12 protein-coding genes are annotated in these 17,574 nt (G+C 68.4%); 1 reads left to right on the top strand and 11 read right to left on the bottom strand.

What is annotated here, in order from left to right; translation table 11 throughout:
- Positions 1 to 31 precede the first annotated feature (31 nt).
- From E4V01_RS06065 to E4V01_RS06040, 6 genes are all read right to left on the bottom strand, one after another.
- Positions 32 to 2,146: a TonB-dependent receptor gene (locus E4V01_RS06065; RefSeq protein WP_135297724.1), complete on the bottom strand. Its 2,115-nt coding sequence runs from the start codon at positions 2,144 to 2,146 to the stop codon at positions 32 to 34.
- A gap of 150 nt (positions 2,147 to 2,296) precedes the next feature.
- Positions 2,297 to 4,909, bottom strand: coding sequence for a DNA translocase FtsK (locus E4V01_RS06060; RefSeq protein WP_135297723.1), 2,613 nt, complete (start codon positions 4,907 to 4,909; stop codon positions 2,297 to 2,299).
- A gap of 199 nt (positions 4,910 to 5,108) precedes the next feature.
- Entirely contained in the window at positions 5,109 to 6,365 is a 1,257-nt protein-coding gene (locus E4V01_RS06055) for an outer membrane beta-barrel protein (protein WP_060772227.1), read from the bottom strand.
- A gap of 340 nt (positions 6,366 to 6,705) precedes the next feature.
- A complete protein-coding gene (locus E4V01_RS06050; RefSeq protein ID WP_060769664.1) occupies positions 6,706 to 8,205 on the bottom strand; it encodes an ammonium transporter in 1,500 nt (499 codons plus the stop codon).
- A gap of 132 nt (positions 8,206 to 8,337) precedes the next feature.
- Positions 8,338 to 8,676, bottom strand: a complete 339-nt coding sequence (locus E4V01_RS06045; protein ID WP_135297722.1) for a P-II family nitrogen regulator — start codon at positions 8,674 to 8,676, stop codon at positions 8,338 to 8,340.
- A gap of 262 nt (positions 8,677 to 8,938) precedes the next feature.
- Positions 8,939 to 9,802 carry an acyl-CoA thioesterase II gene (locus E4V01_RS06040; protein WP_135297721.1) on the bottom strand — a complete coding sequence of 288 codons (864 nt, stop codon included), beginning with the start codon at positions 9,800 to 9,802 and terminating at the stop codon, positions 8,939 to 8,941.
- Between the two features lie 367 nt (positions 9,803 to 10,169).
- Between E4V01_RS06040 and E4V01_RS06035 the strand changes: the two genes are divergently transcribed.
- Positions 10,170 to 10,730 carry a hypothetical protein gene (locus tag E4V01_RS06035; RefSeq protein WP_245517435.1) on the top strand — a complete coding sequence of 187 codons (561 nt, stop codon included), beginning with the start codon at positions 10,170 to 10,172 and terminating at the stop codon, positions 10,728 to 10,730.
- A gap of 317 nt (positions 10,731 to 11,047) precedes the next feature.
- Here E4V01_RS06035 and E4V01_RS06030 read toward each other — a convergent pair whose 3' ends face one another.
- The 5 genes from E4V01_RS06030 to E4V01_RS06010 form a co-directional block, all read right to left on the bottom strand.
- Positions 11,048 to 11,962, bottom strand: a complete 915-nt coding sequence (locus tag E4V01_RS06030; RefSeq protein WP_135297768.1) for a transporter — start codon at positions 11,960 to 11,962, stop codon at positions 11,048 to 11,050.
- Positions 11,963 to 12,621: 659 nt separating this feature from the next.
- Positions 12,622 to 14,508, bottom strand: a complete 1,887-nt coding sequence (locus E4V01_RS06025; RefSeq protein WP_135297720.1) for a TRAP transporter large permease subunit — start codon at positions 14,506 to 14,508, stop codon at positions 12,622 to 12,624.
- Between the two features lie 11 nt (positions 14,509 to 14,519).
- Complete coding sequence (locus E4V01_RS06020) at positions 14,520 to 15,536, bottom strand: TRAP transporter substrate-binding protein (RefSeq protein WP_060769660.1); 1,017 nt, start codon at positions 15,534 to 15,536, stop codon at positions 14,520 to 14,522.
- A gap of 159 nt (positions 15,537 to 15,695) precedes the next feature.
- Positions 15,696 to 16,715, bottom strand: a complete 1,020-nt coding sequence (locus E4V01_RS06015) for a transketolase family protein (RefSeq protein ID WP_060769659.1) — start codon at positions 16,713 to 16,715, stop codon at positions 15,696 to 15,698.
- Entirely contained in the window at positions 16,712 to 17,572 is an 861-nt protein-coding gene (locus E4V01_RS06010; protein WP_135297719.1) for a transketolase, read from the bottom strand. Before E4V01_RS06010 ends, E4V01_RS06015 begins: the two co-directional genes overlap by 4 nt.
- Positions 17,573 to 17,574: the final 2 nt, after the last annotated feature.

Genomic DNA, 17,574 nt, shown 5'->3' with positions numbered 1-17,574 from the left:
GATGGTTCGAACCAAGCGGCGCACCGGATCGTCAGAACCGTGCCGTGAGGAAGAGCCGCACGTTCCGGCCCGGCAGCACCACCTCGTCCTTGCGGAAGGAGGCGGCGTTGCGGATCACGTCGTCGAGCAGGTTCGTGCCGCGCAGGCCGAGCGTGACCTCGCTGAGACCATGGACCGCCGGATCGAGCGGGCGGCTGTAGGCGATCTCCGCCTTGAGGTCGTTGTAGCCCGGCGTCGGCGTCTCCAGCGTGCCGGTCTGGGTCTGGGCGAAGGCGTGCAGCAGGCTGAGCTGCGCGAACCAGCCGTCGGCCCGCAGAAACACGCCGCCGCCGACGCGGTGGGGCGGGATGCGCGGCACGAAGCGGCCGTCGTCGAACTGTGCCCGCACGAAGTCGTACTGGGCGCTGAGGCCGGCAAAGCCGTCGCCGACCGGCACGAGGTCGATCTGGCTCGCGATCTCGGCGCCGGCGAAGGTGGCACCGGCCTGCGAATAAGTGACCTGCCGCAGATCCCCACCGCCGATCCCGCAACTGTCGAAGGTGTCGCCGCAGGTGAAGCCGGTCAGGCGCTTGTAGACGAAGCCGGTATAGCGGGTGACGTAGCCGGTCGCGTCGAGGCGGAACGGCCCCTCCGCCCGCCGGATCGCGACCTCGACGGTGCGGGCGCGTTCGACCTTGAGGTTCGGATCGCCGATCTCGAAGGTGGCGGAAGCCTCGTGCGGCCCGCGCGAGAACAGTTCGGGCGAGGTCGGCGCGCGCTCGACATAGGAGCCGGTCAGGCTCCCCACGAACCCATGGGGCAGGTCTTGAAGCGCGCCGAAGCTCGCGCTTTTCGGGGCAAAGCGGCGGATGCGGCGCGATTCCACCGGCTCGTCGCCGGGGCGATCGGGAAGAAAGTCCGAGGGGAACAATGCCTGCATACCGGCAACGCGGTTGCCTTCGATGCGGCCCGCAGCCTGGAATCGCAGGCCGCCGCCGAGTGCCAGTTCCTCGAACAGGTAGGCCGCCTGCACCCGCGTGTCGGTCGGGCGCAACAGGCCCCCTTCCGCCCCCGAGATGCGGAGCTTGCGCCGGTCGGCCTGGACGCCGAGTTGCCCGCTCAAGGTGCCGAAAGCGGTCTCGACCGGCACATGGTCGAATTCGATCCGCCCCTCCGCCGCGCGATTCTTGAACACCGCCTCGATCCCCTCGACGCCGTTGGCACCGGTGCCGAACTCGTTGTGGCGGTAGTTCGAGCCGCCCGCCCAGAATCGGATCGCCGCGAACGGCCCGTCCAGCGGCCGGTACTCGCCACGGGCCTGGAGCTTGTCCTGCACCGGATCGAGCCGGGTGCGCTGCACCGCGGAGCTGATTCCGGGGATGCCGTAGACCGAATCGAAGTGGCTGAAGGACAGCCCGACGAAGCCCTGGTCGAACAGGTACGAGGTGCCGAAGGCGCCCCCCTGCGATTGGTTGAAGGAATTGCGCTGAATGCCGAGCGGCGTGTCGTAGTCGTCCGCCACGCTCCGGAACGCATCGGCGTGGACGGCGACGTTGCCGCTGCCGGCATCGACCGTGGCGGCGGCGTTGCGACCGTTGTCGACGGCCGAGTAGCCGGTCGTCACCCGTCCCGCGACGCCGCCGGGCGGAATGCTCGTCGGGATGCGGTTGTTCTCGACCGAGACCACGCCACCGACGGCCTGGGAACCGTAGCGCAGGCCTGCGGGCCCGCGGATCACCTCGATGCGGTCGTTGATCAGCGGGTTGATCGGGACGGCGTGGTCCTCGCCCAGATCGGACATGTCCTGCACACCGGTGCCGTTCTCGAGGATGCGGACACGGTGATTGTCGAGGCCGCGGATGATCGGCCGCGAGGCCGAGCCCGGCGCGAAGGTGGTCGCGGACAGGCCCGGCTTGTCGAACAGCGCCTCACCGAGCGAGGTCGGCTGCGAGCGGGCGAGATCGGCCCCGGAGACGACGGTGACCGTCGAGAATCGGTCGGTCACCACCGGCAGGACGCCGACCAGATTGGCCGGCTTGTCCGAGACGACGCTGATCTCCTCAAGGACGGCCTCTTCCGCCTGGATCGGCGACACGACGAGGCCGGCGATGCCGATCCCGGCGAAAGGGCCGAACCACGGGCCAAGCCCATAGCGCTTTCTCGACATGAAACTTCAGCCTCGTAATTATAGCTGTTGCTATAAGTTCGAGCGTAGCCGTTGTCGAGTCGGGGAAGGCCCCCAAATGCGAAAGCGCGCCGCCCTCGAACGAGGGCGGCGCGCTGGCAGGGCAATCGATGCAGGCGGCGGGTCGGCCGGTCAGTAAGCCTGCGGTTCGGACTCGACGAGGATCTCGCGTTTGCCGGCGTGGTTGGCCGGTCCGACGAGACCTTCCGTCTCCATCCGCTCCATCAGTGAGGCGGCCCGGTTGTAGCCGATCTGCAGGCGGCGCTGGATGTAGGAGGTGGAAGCCTTCTTGTCCCGCAACACCACGGCCACCGCCTGCTCGTAGAGGTCGCCGCTCTCTCCGCCGCCACCGAACTGGCCGGCATCGAAGACCGGCCCGTCCTCGGACGCAGCGGCCCCGGCCGGAATCTCGCCCTCGTCGGCGGTGACGGCTTCGAGGTAGGACGGCCGGCCCTGGCGCTTGAGGTGGGCAACCACGGTCTCGACTTCCGAGTCCGAGCAGAACGGCCCGTGCACGCGCGTCGTGCGCCCGCCGCCGGCCATGAACAGCATGTCGCCCTGGCCCAGCAACTGCTCGGCGCCCATCTCGCCCAGGATCGTGCGGCTATCGATCTTGCTCGTGACCTGGAAGGACATCCGGGTCGGGAAGTTCGCCTTGATCGTGCCGGTGATGACATCGACCGAGGGACGCTGCGTCGCCATGATGAGGTGGATGCCGGCCGCACGCGCCATCTGCGCGAGGCGCTGGATCGCGCCCTCGATGTCCTTGCCCGCCACCATCATCAGGTCGGCCATCTCGTCGACCACGATCACGATGTAGGGTAGCGGGTTGAGGTCCATGACCTCGTCCTCGTAGACCGCTTCGCCGGTGGAACGGTCGAAACCGGTCTGGACGGTGCGGGTCAGGGTCTCGCCGCGGGCGCGGGCCTCTTCGAGGCGTGCATTGAAGCCGTCGATGTTCCGGACACCGACCTTGGACATCTTCTTGTAGCGCTCTTCCATCTCGCGCACGGCCCATTTGAGGGCGATGACCGCCTTCTTCGGATCGGTGACGACGGGGGAGAGCAGGTGCGGGATGCCGTCATAGACCGACAGTTCCAGCATCTTGGGATCGACCATGATCAGGCGGCACTCCTCCGGCTTCAGCCGGTAGAGTAGCGACAGGATCATGGTGTTGATGGCGACCGACTTGCCCGAGCCGGTGGTGCCGGCCACCAGCAGGTGCGGCATGCGGGCGAGGTCGGCGATGATCGGCTCGCCGCCGATGTTCTTGCCCAGGCACAGCGCGAGCTTGTGCTTGGTCTCGACGAAATCCGCCGACGCGAGGAGTTCGCGCAAGAACACCGTCTCGCGCTTGGCGTTCGGCAATTCGATGCCGATGGCGTTGCGGCCGGGGACGACGGCGACACGGGCGGAGATGGCGGACATCGAGCGGGCGATGTCGTCGGCGAGCGCGATGACGCGGCTCGACTTGGTGCCGGGCGCCGGCTCCAGCTCATAGAGAGTGACGACGGGGCCGGGGCGCACGGCAAGAATGTCGCCGCGCACGCCAAAGTCCTGCAGCGTCGCCTCCAGCATGGTGGCGTTCTGCTCCAGCGCCTCCGCCGAGACCTCGGAGCCGGGCGCCGCCTCGCGGGGACGGGCGAGAAGCTCCAGGGCGGGCAGCCGGTACTCGCCGGCTTCCGGACGCGGCTCGTCCGGGCGCGGACGCGCCGCCGGGGCCTGCGGCAGCGGGCGCGCGACGCGGGTGGACGGCTCGTCGGCGGTCATATCCGCCCCAGCAGCAATCGGCGCGGGGCGCTGGGGGGCGGCACGGACGGGCGCTTCGTCCGAATCCTCCTCCGGATCGAATTGGGGCTCGCGGCGGCCCGAGACGTCGGTCCGCTCGCGGGCCTGCGGCGCCCAGGGTGCCTCGTCCGGGTCGGCGAAGGCGCGGCGCGCGGCGAGCGCGGGCGAGGCGCCGGCATAGGCCAGCCCCTCCCCCTCGTCGGCCGGCGCCTGCCAGGATTCGAGCCGGGTGCGCAGCGAGGCGCGGCCGCGCATGACGGCTTGCGCCAGTGCGCCCAGCGACAGGATGCCGAGGCTCGGCTCGTCGGCATCGTGGCGCTCCTCGTGGGCCGAGGCAGGGCCGGAGCGGGGCGCCGAACGCGCGGCGCCGTAGGGCACCTCCTCGTCCTCCTCGAAGTCCGGCTTGGTCACGCGGCAGGCGGCGGTGAGGCTGAGGATGGCGAAGGCCGCGAACAGGAAGCCGGCGAAATGCGCCAGCGGCCCGACCAGCATCCGCGTGCCGGCGAGCAGCGCGTCGCCTGCGACCCCGCCCATGCCGGTGGGCAGGGGCCAGCGATCCGTCGGCGGCAGGGCACTCGCAACCGCGCTCGCGCAGAGAACGCCGACGAACCACAGAACGATGCGCAAGCCGCCATGCGGCAGGTCGCGCTCGCGCATCAAGCGCACGCCCCACAGGGCGGGAGGCAGTGCGAGCGCGATCGAGCCGAGCCCGAGGAGCTGCATGGCGAGGTCGGCCACGACGGCTCCGGGACGACCGAGCACGTTGTGCGCCCGCTGGTCGGTGGCGTGGTTGAGGCTCGGGTCGTTGATCGACCACGTCGCCAGGGCGACGGTCAACGCGACCGCGCCGGTGAAGAGGATCAGGCCGCCGCACTCCGTCAGCCGCTTGGCCAGGAACGGCCTCAGGCTATCGACGAAGGTGTCGTAGGGCGACGCGGAACGGCGAAGGGAACGCATGCGCAGACCGGTCCGGTGTCAACGATCCGGTAAGGCTAATGCGGGGCGGTTAACGGGGGGCTAAGTCTGCCTCGCAAAGCGGTGGGCCGTCTGCGGCCGAGGCCTGGCCCAAGGTGCCGCCTTGAAATGCAGGAAGCCCCGGATTTCTCCGAGGCTTCCCAAAGCAACGTGGTGTCCCGCCGGCGAGCCGGCCCGGTTCTCAGAAGGTGAAGCCGGTTTCCATGAGGTAGCGCTCCTGCGACCGCTTGGTGCCGTCGCGGCCGAAGCCGAAGCCCGGGGTCACGTCGTAGGCCTGGACGGTCGCGAACTCGCCGCGGAGGAAGTAGCGATCCCAGGTGAAGGTCGGGGTGATCGTGAACGAGAAGGCCGAGCTGCCCGGACCGTAGAGGACGCTGGTGCCGCCGCGGCCGGTGACCACGCCTCGCGTGCCCGACTGCTCGATGTATTCGAGGCGGCCGGCGAGCGCGAAGTTGTCGGTGAAGGTGTAGCCGGCCAGCAGCGTGCCGCCCCAGGTCTCCGCGCCCTCGATCGGGGAGAAGTACCCCTCCTTGCGCGCGACGTTGGTGTACTGGAAGTACGGCGAGATGATCCACGGCCCGTTGGCGTAGGTGTAGTTCACGCTGATGATGCTGCTGTTCTGCAGCGAGTTGATCGTCGCGAACTGGAAGCGCGGGCTGCGGGTCGAGGCGTCGAAGTCGCTGAAATGCGTGCCGCCGTTGATGCCGATCGTGTTCGCGTCGTTGAGCTTGTAGGTGGCAAAGCCGGTCACCCAGTTCAGCTCACCCGAGTAGAAGCCGTCGGTCACCGCGAGCGCGGCCGCGAACGGGCCGTTGGCATAGTTCACCTGAACGCCGTGGTTGATGAAGTTCTCCTGGTTGAAGAGCAGACCGCGGGAGATGTTCAGGTTCTGGTAGGTGAACAGCAGCTCGGAGCCGATGTTGGTGAACATCCGGCCGGCCTGGATCGACCACTCGTCGTTGATCTGCCACTTGCCGAAGGCCACTGGGATCGGGCCGAACAGCGATTCGGTCTGCTCGAACGCGGAGTAGAGCGGCAGGCCGAGCGCCGGGATCGAGTACAGGCCGGCATGGACATAGAACTGCAGCGGGCCGTCGGCCTTCTGGATCCAACCCTGGAGGTTCGAGAAATCGACGCGGCCGAAACGATCCTGCTCGGCGCTGGGGGAGAGGATGCCGAAGGCGTTGGTCTGGGTGTAGGCGAAGCCGGTAACCGCGCCGCCGACATAGATGTCGCCCAGTCCCGTGACGAAGCAGGCCGGGTTCGGGTTCGCCTTGATGAGACCGCCGAAGGTCGGGGTGGAGATCGCAGCCTTACAATGCTCCTCGACGATGACGGGCGCCGCGGCGGGCATGTCTGCGGCGAGAACTGGCAGCGCGTTGATGCTCAGGGTGGAAAGCACCGCACTTGCGGCCAGAAGCTTTGTTTTGATGGTCATCGCGGTCAGCCCCACATTCGATACGGCCAAGGTGCCGAACTCGCCGCCGCGCCGCAAAATGAAGTTTTGCGCAAGTGCCTAATTTTTAGTCATTTTTGACCCAGGGCAACCTGAGGGCGGAAGATGTTGCTCGAAAGCAACATTTTTGAGGCGTCCAAAACGGCCCCATCGCCTCGAAATCGAATGCAATCTTTACGTTTCATTGACCAATTCGGCCGAGGCGGCCGAGTGCAATCCGGTGGAAGCGAGTCGGCATCGATGGCGCGGCGCATGAAAAAGGCCCCGGCGCATCGCGCCGAGGCCCGGGTTCAGGGTGCCTGCCGAGAGGGCAGGCTCTCACTCAGTAGTTGTAGGCGCGCTCGCCGTGATCGGCGATGTCGAGACCCTCGCGCTCTTCTTCCTGCGTCACGCGCAGGCCGATCGTCAGATCGACGAGCTTGTAGAGGATCGCAGAGCCGATGCCCGACCACAGGATGGTGAAGCCCACCGCCTTCGCCTGGATGATGACCTGGGCGACCATGTCGTAGGCGCCGACGGTCAACTCACCGGGCTTGGTGGTGTAGTCGGGGATGCCGGCGCCGCCGAGATCGGGCGAGACCAGGATGCCCGTGGCGATGGCGCCGATGATGCCGCCGATGCAGTGCACGCCGAACACGTCGAGCGAGTCGTCGTAGCCCAGCGCGTTCTTCACGGTGGAGCACATCACGAAGCAGACCGCGCCCGCAGCCAGACCGAGCACGATGGAGCCCATCGGGCCGGCGAAGCCCGCGGCCGGGGTGACGGCGACGAGGCCGGCAATGGCGCCCGAAAGCATGCCCAGCAGCGACGGCTTGCCCTTGGCGGCCCATTCCACGAACAGCCAGGAGACGGCGGCCGCGGCGGTGGCGACGAAGGTGTTGATCATCGCCAGACCCGCAGCGCCGTTGGCTTCGAGGTTCGAGCCGGCGTTGAAGCCGAACCAGCCGACCCAGAGCAGCGAGGCGCCGATCGTGGTCATGGTCAGGGAGTGCGGGGCGAGCAGGTCACGGCCGTAGCCGATGCGCTTGCCGAGCATCAGGCAGCCGACGAGGCCGGCGATGCCCGCGTTGATGTGCACGACGGTGCCGCCGGCGAAGTCGAGGGCGCCCCACTTGAACAGCATGCCGGCATCACCCAGCACCGCGTCGTACTCGGCCTTGGCCGCAGCGTTGGCCTCGCCACCGGCGGCGGCGAGCTTGCGGGCCGCGTCGGCGAAGACGTCCGGGCCGCCCCAGTACCAGACCATGTGAGCCATCGGGAAGTAGATCAGCGTGACCCAGAGGATCGTGAACACGACCAGCGCCGAGAACTTCATCCGCTCGGCGAAGGCGCCGACGATGAGGCCGGGCGTGATCATCGCGAACGTCATCTGGAAGCAGATGTAGACGTATTCGGGGATCACGACGCCGTTGGAGAAGGTGGCCGCCACCGAGTTGGCGTCGACGCCCTTGAGGAAGGCCTTCGAGAAGCCGCCGACGAAGTCGTTGAGACCGCCGCCATTGGTGAAGGCGAGGCTGTAGCCGTAGGTCACCCACAGCAGGCAGACGATCGAGGCGATCGCGAAGACCTGGGTCAGCACCGAGAGCATGTTCTTGGTGCGCACGAGGCCGCCATAGAACAGGGCGAGGCCGGGCACGGTCATCAGCAGGACGAGGATCGCCGAGAGCAGCATCCACGCCGTGTCGCCCTTGTTGGGCACCGGCGCGGCGGCAGCGGCGGCGGCGGGCTCGACCGTCGGCGCCTGCGCGAGCGACGGCTCGACGAAGAGGAGGCCGAGGGCGGCTCCTCCCAATCCGAGCGCGAGAAGATTACGAAGTTTCATGGACAGGAAGCTCCTGATCGCAGTGCGTCGAGCGTTGAGGAGAATGGGTGGGCGGCGCGGCCGGGCGCGTTCCGCCGGAACGGGTGAAGAGCTGTCAGGGCATCGAAGAGGAAAGCGATGCGGGACAGCGTGTCAGAGCGCGTCCGCGTCGGTCTCGCCGGTCCGGATGCGAACCGCCTTTTCGAGCGGCATCACGAAGATCTTGCCGTCGCCGATCTGTCCGGTGCGGGCGGCTCCCGCGATGGCCTCGATCACGCTCGTCACGAGGTCGGCCGCGACGGCCACCTCGATCTTGAGCTTGGGCAGGAAGCTCACGGCATACTCGGCACCGCGATAGATCTCGGTGTGGCCCTTCTGCCGGCCGTAGCCCTTGACCTCGGTCACGGTCAGGCCGTGCACGCCGATGCCGGTCAGTGCGTCGCGGACCTCCTCCAACTTGAACGGCTTGATGATCGCCATCACGATTTTCATGGGCGGCGCCCCCTTTGTCCTGTCGTCTCACCGCCGGCCGCGCACCGGCCGAGACCCAGCGGTTCCGCGAGGATCGGAATGACCCCGCAGCCGGGCGCCGTCATTCAAGGACCGTGCCAAGCGGAACCATTTCCACTTTCGCATTGCTGCCCAGATCGTGAGCGAGCCGTGGCGCTACAGCGCGCAGCTTGGCTGTAAAAAGTGCCTAAATAATAGTCATAAAGTACCTTTGCGCGGCATAATGCACGCCAACTGGTTCGCTTCAGCCGCGCCGGGGGCGGATCAGTCCTTCCTGTGCAACCGAGGCGACGAGCTGGCCTTCCTCGTCGTGGAACGTACCGCGCGCAAAGCCCAGAGCGCCCGAGGCGCTCGGGCTGTCCTGCGAATAGAGCAGCCAGGAATCGGCCCGGCACGGGCGGTGGAACCACAGGGCGTGGTCGAGGCTCGCCGACTGGATCTCGGGGTCGAACACCGTGCGGCCGTGGGGGATCAGCGTGGAATCGAGCAGCGTCATGTCCGATGCATAGGCCAGCACCGCCCGGTGCACCGCCGGATCGTCCGGCAGAGGCTTCGTCGCGCGCATCCAGACATGGTAGCGCGCGGGCCTCGGCGTGCGGTCGCGATAGCGCTCGGTCTCGACCGGCCGCATTTCGATCGGCCAAGCCTGCGTGAAGTAGGCCAGCATCGGCTCGGGCACGATGATGCCGCCGTCCCGGACGAGGGTCCGGGCATCCACCAGGTCGCCCGGTCGCGGCACGTCGGGAAGACCGGCGGCGTGGTCGACGCCCTCCTCCGCCGCGTGGAACGAGACCGACATGGCAAAGATCGCCCGGCCCTTCTGGATCGCCTTGACCCGGCGGGTGGTGAAGCTGCCGCCGTCGCGGATGCGCTCGACCTCGTAGACGATCGGCACCGCCGGATCGCCGCCGAGGAGGAAGTAGGCGTGCAGGGAATGGGGCGGGCGCGCCGCCTCGACCGTGCGGGAGGCCGCGACGAGCGCCTGCGCCACGACCTGCCCCCCGAACACCCGCGGCCAGCCGATCCGCGGGCTGATCCCGCGGAACAGATCGGTCTCCAGGCGCTCCAGATCGAGGATCGCGAGGAGCGCGTCGACGGGGTCGGGCATGGCGGCTTCGCTGCGGCTTTCGAACGAGAAGGGGCGGACGGCCCGGTCGGCCTGACCCGCGCGGCGGCTCCGCGGACGGAGGAAGGCGCCGTCCGCACGGGGTGGAGAGTGATGCGGCGGGCGGCGAGGGTTGTGAAGGCCTGTCCGGCGTCGGCGTGCCGCGGAGCCGTCGGAAGCCGCCGATCGTCCCGAAACACAGGGTGTTGTGGAGCGGCGCTGGAGCGCATTCCGACGAAGTGGCCACCGGTTCGTCGAAAGAATGCGCGTCAAAACAGAGAGCGAGAGACGGCGGCCTGATGCAATGGGGTCGGATACGGCGCTCGCGAGGAGCTGGGGCCGAAACGAGCCGAAACAGTGCCTCCGGACCGTGATCGTCCCTCCCGGGGCGGTCGGGATCGGCGTGCGGATTCGGGCCTGGGCGAACCCCTTTGCTTCGCAGCGCGCGGGCCGCCGGATCCTTGTCGCCAACGAGGGCGAGCAGGCGCGCGCGCCCAGCAACCCGGTCGGCGGCGTCATCGTCTACGACGTGACCGACCCGGCCAACGCGGCCGGCGTCTCCTACGTCCCGCCCCAACCCGGCGCGACCACCGATCTCGGCCCGGAGGTGCTGACCGTCATCGCCGCCGACCGCAACCCGACGGGCACGCCCCTTCCCGTCAGCGCCAACGAAGTCGCCAACGGCGGTGCGGTCGTCTACGCGGCTCTGCCCCAGGGCTTCACCCAGGAGGTCGGCTTTTACCGCGAACTCGCTCGCCGTGAGCCGGGCGGCGGGCGACACGGGCGAGACCGCGTTCACCTTTCACGGTCGAGCGCAGCAACGGCACGCTGGGCGCCGTCACCGTCACCGCCGAGATCACAGGCCGCGGCGCGAACGCGGCCGACGGGGCCGACGGGGCCGACTTCGCCGGTACCCCGGCCCTGCCCCTGACGGACACGATCGCCGCCGGCGCCGCCTCCGCAGAGGTCAGCGCCCGCGTCCAGGCGGATGCCGTGCCGGAGGCGGACGAGACCTTCGCCCCGACCCTGCGCAGCGCCAGTTCGAACCAGTCCGGCATCGCGAATGCGGACGTGAAGGCGGCGGCAGCCTCGGCTGAGGCCGCCCCGTCCCGCCACCGTCCCATCCCAGTCGGACGCGCCCCGGCGCGGTCCGAAGGCCCTATCCGCCAAGCCCGTTCGGACCTTGAGCGGCGGTGCTGCGGTCGCGTGCGGCCTACCGATGGCACGAGGAACACCGCGACGCTAACGCTATTGCCCCTGCTGGCGTGTCACGAGCGTGCGGTTGGGCGCGACCTCACCCTTGTCCTGCCAGATCGGCACGATCAGCCGCGCCCAGCCCCGCGTCTCCTGGCCGCCGTAATGACGCTCCGCGACGTCGCGGGTGATGTAGGCCTGAACGTTGACCGGACCGAAATTGTAGCCGACCAGCCCGCCGACCGCGAACTGGCTCTGGCGCCGGTAGCCCGGCACGTTGCCGACCGGCAGATCGGTCGAAGCATAGGCCACGGGACCGAATTCGAACTTACCGAATCGCTTCGTCGCGGTGAGATCGATGTTGAGATAGTCGGGAAAGGCCCGTGAGCCGTTCAAAGCGCGATCTGTGAGGAAGTGACCGTAGAGCAGGTTCGCGGTCAGATTGTATCCGTTCCCGGTATAGCTCACGGCGAAACGGTGCGTGAGTGAGCCCTCCTGAGAGCCGAAGCGGGTGGCATCCGGAACATAGCCGCCCAGGAGATAGCTGAAGCCGACGTCGTTGCCGAGGTTCCAGGCGAGCTGCGTCGCATACAGGCTCTGGCCCAGGCCGGTGGACGACGGAGCCCCCCGCGCACTCGCCGAGACGGCGGAGCGGTTGAAGACGATGAATTGCAGCCGCGCGCCGAGCACGGACCACGGGGTCGACAAAGCGAAGGTCGCCGTGTTGACGTTGAGATCCGACGAGGCGGGGAACGTGTAGCGGACGCCGTAATTCGGCACGGCGACGAAGTACAGACCGACGGGAATCTGTGCACCCGCGGGAATGCCGATCGATCCGCCGGGCTGCGCGACCGACCCTGCGCCTGCCGGCGTCGCCAGCACCATACCGGCCGCGACGAAGGACAGGCTCAGCCGACCGGCCGCTGTTCTCGATGCAGTAGCCACCCTTAAAACTCCCCGATTTAGTATAATATTCCTACAATGATGCAAGGACACTCCCTGGCATCCATGCGGCCATTTGTTCGGAAGTCTTGGCTGGCCTTCGACTTGGGCTCAGTGCCTCATCGACGCCGATACAGATTGATCTAGATTTTTACTCGGGACCAACAGCACCGATCACCGGAATATATATATCCCTGCGCCAAATAATTATTATAAAAATATCGGTATAGCCGCAATCATCGCCAGCTACATTTTTTTACTTGCAAAGCACAAAAACAAATCATGCCGTGACGTTCCGCGCACCCTGCAAACGGCCGCTGCGGGAGCAGCGCGCGTCCATGAGCCGGGTGCATGACAGCTCAGAACAAGTTTCAATCACCGGGCCGACGCGGCCATGCGATATTGCGTTGCAACATGAGCGGGCCGTGAGGTGGTGTCGTGGCGATCGTGACGGAAATCAGACGCTGGCATCGTGCACCGCGGGTCAGGGGAGTCTCGGATGTTCGCGCGAGGGCCGCGCGGACGCTGGCAACGGCGCTCCGGCGGATGGCCGAGGCCCGCTACGCGCAGCAGGTCGATCGGCTCGCCCGCTCCGGGCATGGCGGCGTGCTCTGAGAGCCTGATCCTGCGCTTCGGGGGGGGCCGGGGACGGGAACCAGCGCCGCAGCCCGAAGCGGTTCCGGCCTTTAGAGGAAGCCGATCGAGAACCAGGGCACCAGGATGATCACGACCAGCCCGACCAGCAGCGCCGCGACGTAGCCGATGATCGGCCGCATGCCGGCATCCGGATGGATGCGGCTGATGGCGCAGGCGGCGTAGTAGCCGACGCCGAAGGGCGGAGCGAACAGGCCGATCCCCATCGCGAGAACCACGACCATGGCGTAGTGCACCTCGTGCACGCCCACGGCACGGGCGATGGGAAACATCAGCGGCCCGAACAGGACGATCGCCGGGATTCCCTCCAGCACCGAACCCAGCACGATGAAGGCGAGGGCGGAGACCACGAGGAAGCCGAGCGCGCCGCCGGGCAGTTCCTTCATCGCGACGGCGAGCGCCTGCGAGAAGCCGGACTGCGTCAGCGCCCAGGCCATGGCGGTGGCCGCGCCGATGATCAGCAGGATCGCACCCGACAGCGTCGCCGTCGTCACCAGCATGGGCATGAGGCGGCGCCAGTCGAACTGCCGGTAGACGAGGAGCCCCGCCAGCACGGCGTAGACGATGCCGATCGTCGAGACCTCGGTGGCGGTGGCCACGCCCTCGATCACGGCGGCCCGGATGACGAAGGGCAGCGCGAGCGCCGGCAGCGCCACGACGAGCGCCTTCAGGATCGCCTTCCGACCGGGGCGGACGACGTGACCCATGTCCTCGCCGCGGTAGCGCCACCAGACCAGCGCGCACAGCGTCGCGCCGAGGACGACGGCCGGCAAGAGGCCGCCGGTGAACAGCGCGGTAATCGAGACGCCGCTCACCGAGCCGATGGTGATGAGCACGATCGAGGGCGGGATCGTTTCGGTCTGGGCGCCGGTCGCGGAGAGCAGCGCGACGAGATCGCCCTCCTTGGCGCCGCGCGCCTTCATCTCGGGAAACAGCACCGGGGCGACGGCGGCCATGTCGGCGGCCTTCGAGCCGGAGATGCCGGAGACGAGGTACATCGCCCCCACCAGCACGTAGTGCAGGCCGCCGCGCACATGGCCCAGCAGGCTCGCCAGGAAACCGACCATGGCGCGGGCCATGCCGGTCATCTCGATCAGGAGGCCGAGGAAGATGAACAGCGGCACCGCGAGCAGGATGAGATGGCTCATGCCCTCGTCCATGCGCCCGACGACGACCATGGCGGGCGCGTAGGTGGTGGTCATGAGGTAGGCGTAGGTCGAGAGCCCGAAGGCGAAGGCGATCGGCACGCCGGCGAACACCAGGGCTCCGACGCCGAGCAGGAAGAACACCAGCAGGTTGAGGTTGCCGATGCCGCTCAGGAGCGGCGATAGGCCGGCGAGCACGGCGGCGAGGCCGGCCCCGAGAGCCAAAGCCGCGCCCGTGAGGCGCCAGTCGCTCTCCTGCACGAGGCGCAGCACGGCGGTGACGAGCATCAGCGCGAACCCGACCGGCAGGGCGGCGGCGCGCCAGGTATTGGGAAGGTCGAGGGCCGGCGTGTAGACCCAGGATTCCTCGATCGCGAACTCGAAGGCCGGCTCCAGCAGAACTCCGACGAAGACGAGGCCGGCCACGATCGCCAAGGTGTCCATGAAGGCCCGCGCCCGCGGCGTGGCCATGCCGACGAAGGCGGTCATGCGCATGTGTTCGCCGCGCCGGAAGGCGATGACCGTCCCCAGCATGGCGAGCCACAGGAACAGGATCGAGGCGAGTTCGTCGGACCAGACCAGGGGCCGGTGCAGGGCGTAGCGGCTGACGACGCCGCTCAGGAGCACGACGATCTCCAGGACGACGAGGATCGCCGCGGGGATCTCGACCATCCGCCCGAAGACGCGATCGAAGGTCTGGAAATGGGAGCTTTGGCCGGCGGCGGGCACGGGGGCGGCCGGCGCGGGCGCGTCGAATTGCACGTCGAGTTGCATGGCGGCCTTCCTCACACGAGCTTTCCGGTGACGCTCTCGAGATGGTCCCAGGCCGTCGGCCCGAGCTTGGCTTTCCAGTCACGGTAGAAGCTGGTCCGGACGAGGGCGTCGCGGAACGCGTCCCGATCGACGTCGACGAAGGTCAGGCCCTTGGCCGCGAGCGTGGTGCGCAGGTTCGCGTTGAGCGCCACGTTGTCGGCGCGCTCGTCGTCGGCGGCGCGGTCGAGCTCGCGTCCGACGATCATCCGCAGATCCTCGGGCAGGCGGGCCCAGGCGCGGCGATTGCCGAGGATCCAGTAGGCGTCCCAGATGTGCCCGGTCAGGCTGCAGCTCTTCTGGACCTCGTAGATCCGCGTCGTCGCGGTGATCGGGAGCGGGTTCTCCTGGCCCTCGACCACCTTGGTCTGCAGGGCCGAGTACAGCTCGTTGAAGTTGATCGGCGTCGCGCCCGCCTCCAGGGCCCGGAAGAGCGACGTCTGCATCGGCGCCTGCGGCACGCGGATCTTGAAGCCCCGGATGTCGTCCGGCGTGCGGATCTCCTGCGTCGAGGAGGTGACGTGACGGAAGCCGTTGTCCCAGGCCTTCGACACGGTGAGGATCGGCGTGCGCCCGATCTGCTCGCGGACATAGGCGCCGAGCGGACCGTCGATGGCGGCCCAGACGCTGTCGTAATCCTTGAAGACGAAGCCGAGATTGGTCAGGCTCGCCACCGGCAGGAAGGTCGCCAGGACCGAGGCGGACAGGTTCAGGAACTCGACGGCGCCGCTGCGCACCTGGGCGAGCAGGTCGGTGTCGGCCCCGAGCTGGTTGGCCGGGAAGAGCCGGATCTCCAGGCGTCCGCCGCTCGCCTCGCGGATCCGGTCGATCGCCTGCTGCGCGCGGATGTTGACGGGATGGTTCGGATCCTGCCCGGTCGCCAGCTTGTAGACGAACTCGGCCGCCGCGGCGCGGCGCGTCAGGATGCCGAACAGGGGAAGGGCGGCCGCGCCCGCGACGAGGCGCCGACGGCTGAGAGAAGCCTCTGGCATGTTTCACTCCCTGGATGGTCGCGGCCCGCCGCCCGATCCCCGCCGTTGACGGTCTTTGGGATCGTCATCCGGTCTCGCCGGATGCTCCACACCGCTCGGGCGCGGTGGGCAGGCCTCTCGGGAGGCGGCGCCGGCCGTCCGGCGCCGCCCGCAATCGCCTCAGAGCCAGCTGCGGATGCTGCGGGCCATCGCCTGGCTGGAAATGCCGTAGCGGTCGTGCAGCGTCGGCAGCGCGCCCGCGTCGAGGAACTCGTCCGGCAGGCCGATCTGGCGGTAGCCCGGCGGCACCGTGCCGGTGCGCAGGAGGAGGGCCGCCACCGCCTCGCCGAGGCCGCCGATCACCGAGTGGTTCTCGGCCACCACCACGAGCCGCCCGCCGCGGCCGACCTCGCGCAGGATCGTCTCCTCGTCGAGCGGCTTGATGGTCGGGACGTGCAGGACCGCGACGTCCACGCGGTCGTCGCCCAGGGCCTGCGCGACTTCGAGCGCCCGCATGGTCATCAGCCCGGACGAGACGATGAGCACGTCGCGCCCGTCGCGGATGGTCTTGGCCTTGCCCCACTCGAACCGGTACCCGTACTCGTCGAGGACGAGGGGAACGTTGCCGCGCATGAGCCGCAGGTAGACCGGGCCCCGATGCTCCACCATCGCCGGCACCACCTGCTCCAGCTCGTGCGCATCGCAGGGGTCGAGGATGGTCAGGTTCGGCATGCCGCGGAAGATCGCCAGATCCTCCGTGGCCTGGTGGCTCGGGCCGTAGCCCGTGGTCAGGCCCGGCAGGGCGCAGGCGATCTTGACGTTGAGGTTCTCCTCGGCGATCGCGAGGCAGATGAAGTCGTAGGCCCGCCGCGCCGCGAACACGGCGTAGGTGGTGGCGATGGGTGTGAAGCCCTCGCGGGCGAGCCCCGCCGCCGCGCTCATCAGGAGCTGCTCGGCCATCCCCATCTGGTAGAACCGCTCGGGATAGGCCTGGGCGAAGATGTGCAGGTCGGTGTACTTGGCGAGATCCGCCGACAGGCCGACGAGATCGGGGCGTGTCTTGGCGAGTTCGACGAGCGCGTTCCCGAACGGCGCCGGCTTGGTCCGCTGGCCGGGCGCGGCCAGCGAGGCGATCATCGCCGAGGTCTTGGCGCCGCCGGCCGCGCGCGGCGCCGGCTTCTCGTACTTCGAACGCCTCATGGGAGCCTCCCTTCGTCCAGAACCGCCAGGGCCTGACGCCACTCGTCCGCCTCGACCCGTAGGAAGTGATTGCGCTCGCGCGCCTCGAGGAAGGGCACGCCCTTAGCCATCTTGGTGTCGCAGATGATGATGCGCGGGCACCGCTCCGGATGGGAACGGGCGGCGTCGAAGGCCCTCACGAGGGCGTCGATGTCGTTGCCGTCCACCCGCTGGACGAACCAGCCGAAGGCCTCGAATTTCGGCGCGAGCGGCTCGAAGTTCAGGACGCCGCGGGACGGACCGTCGGCCTGCATGCCGTTGACGTCGACGAGGCCGATCAGGTTGTCGAGCCCGAAGCTCGCCGCCGACATCGCCGCCTCCCAGGTCGAGCCCTCGTCGAGTTCGCCGTCGGAGAACAGGTTGTAGACGAAGCTCTTCGAGGATTTCCGCTTGAGGCCGAGCGCCATCCCGACGGCGATGCCGAGCCCGTGGCCGAGGGAGCCGCCGGTGATCTCCATGCCGGGCGTGTAGGCGGCCATGCCGGACATCGGCAGGCGGCTGTCGTCGCTGCCGTAGGTCGTCAGCTCGTCCTCCGGGATGAGGCCGGCCTCGATGAGGGCGGCGTAGAGGGCGATGGCGTAGTGGCCGATCGAGAGCAGGAAGCGGTCCCGGCCCTCCCATTCCGGATCGTCCGGCCGGTAGGTCATGGCGTGGAAGTAGCTGACCGCCAGCACGTCGCTGATGCCGAGCGCCTGGGCGATGTAGCCCTGGCCCTGGACCTCGCCCATCAGCAGGGCATGGCGGCGGATGCGGTAGGCACGGTCGTCGAGCGAGACGTTCGAGCCTTCGCGGGGGTGGATCTCGGGGGGGTGCTCCATGG

The organism is Methylorubrum sp. Q1, assembly GCF_004683995.1.
GTDB lineage: Bacteria > Pseudomonadota > Alphaproteobacteria > Rhizobiales > Beijerinckiaceae > Methylobacterium.
The sequence above is the reverse complement of the archived record's forward strand: the minus strand, read 5'-3'. Positions and strand labels throughout refer to the sequence as shown.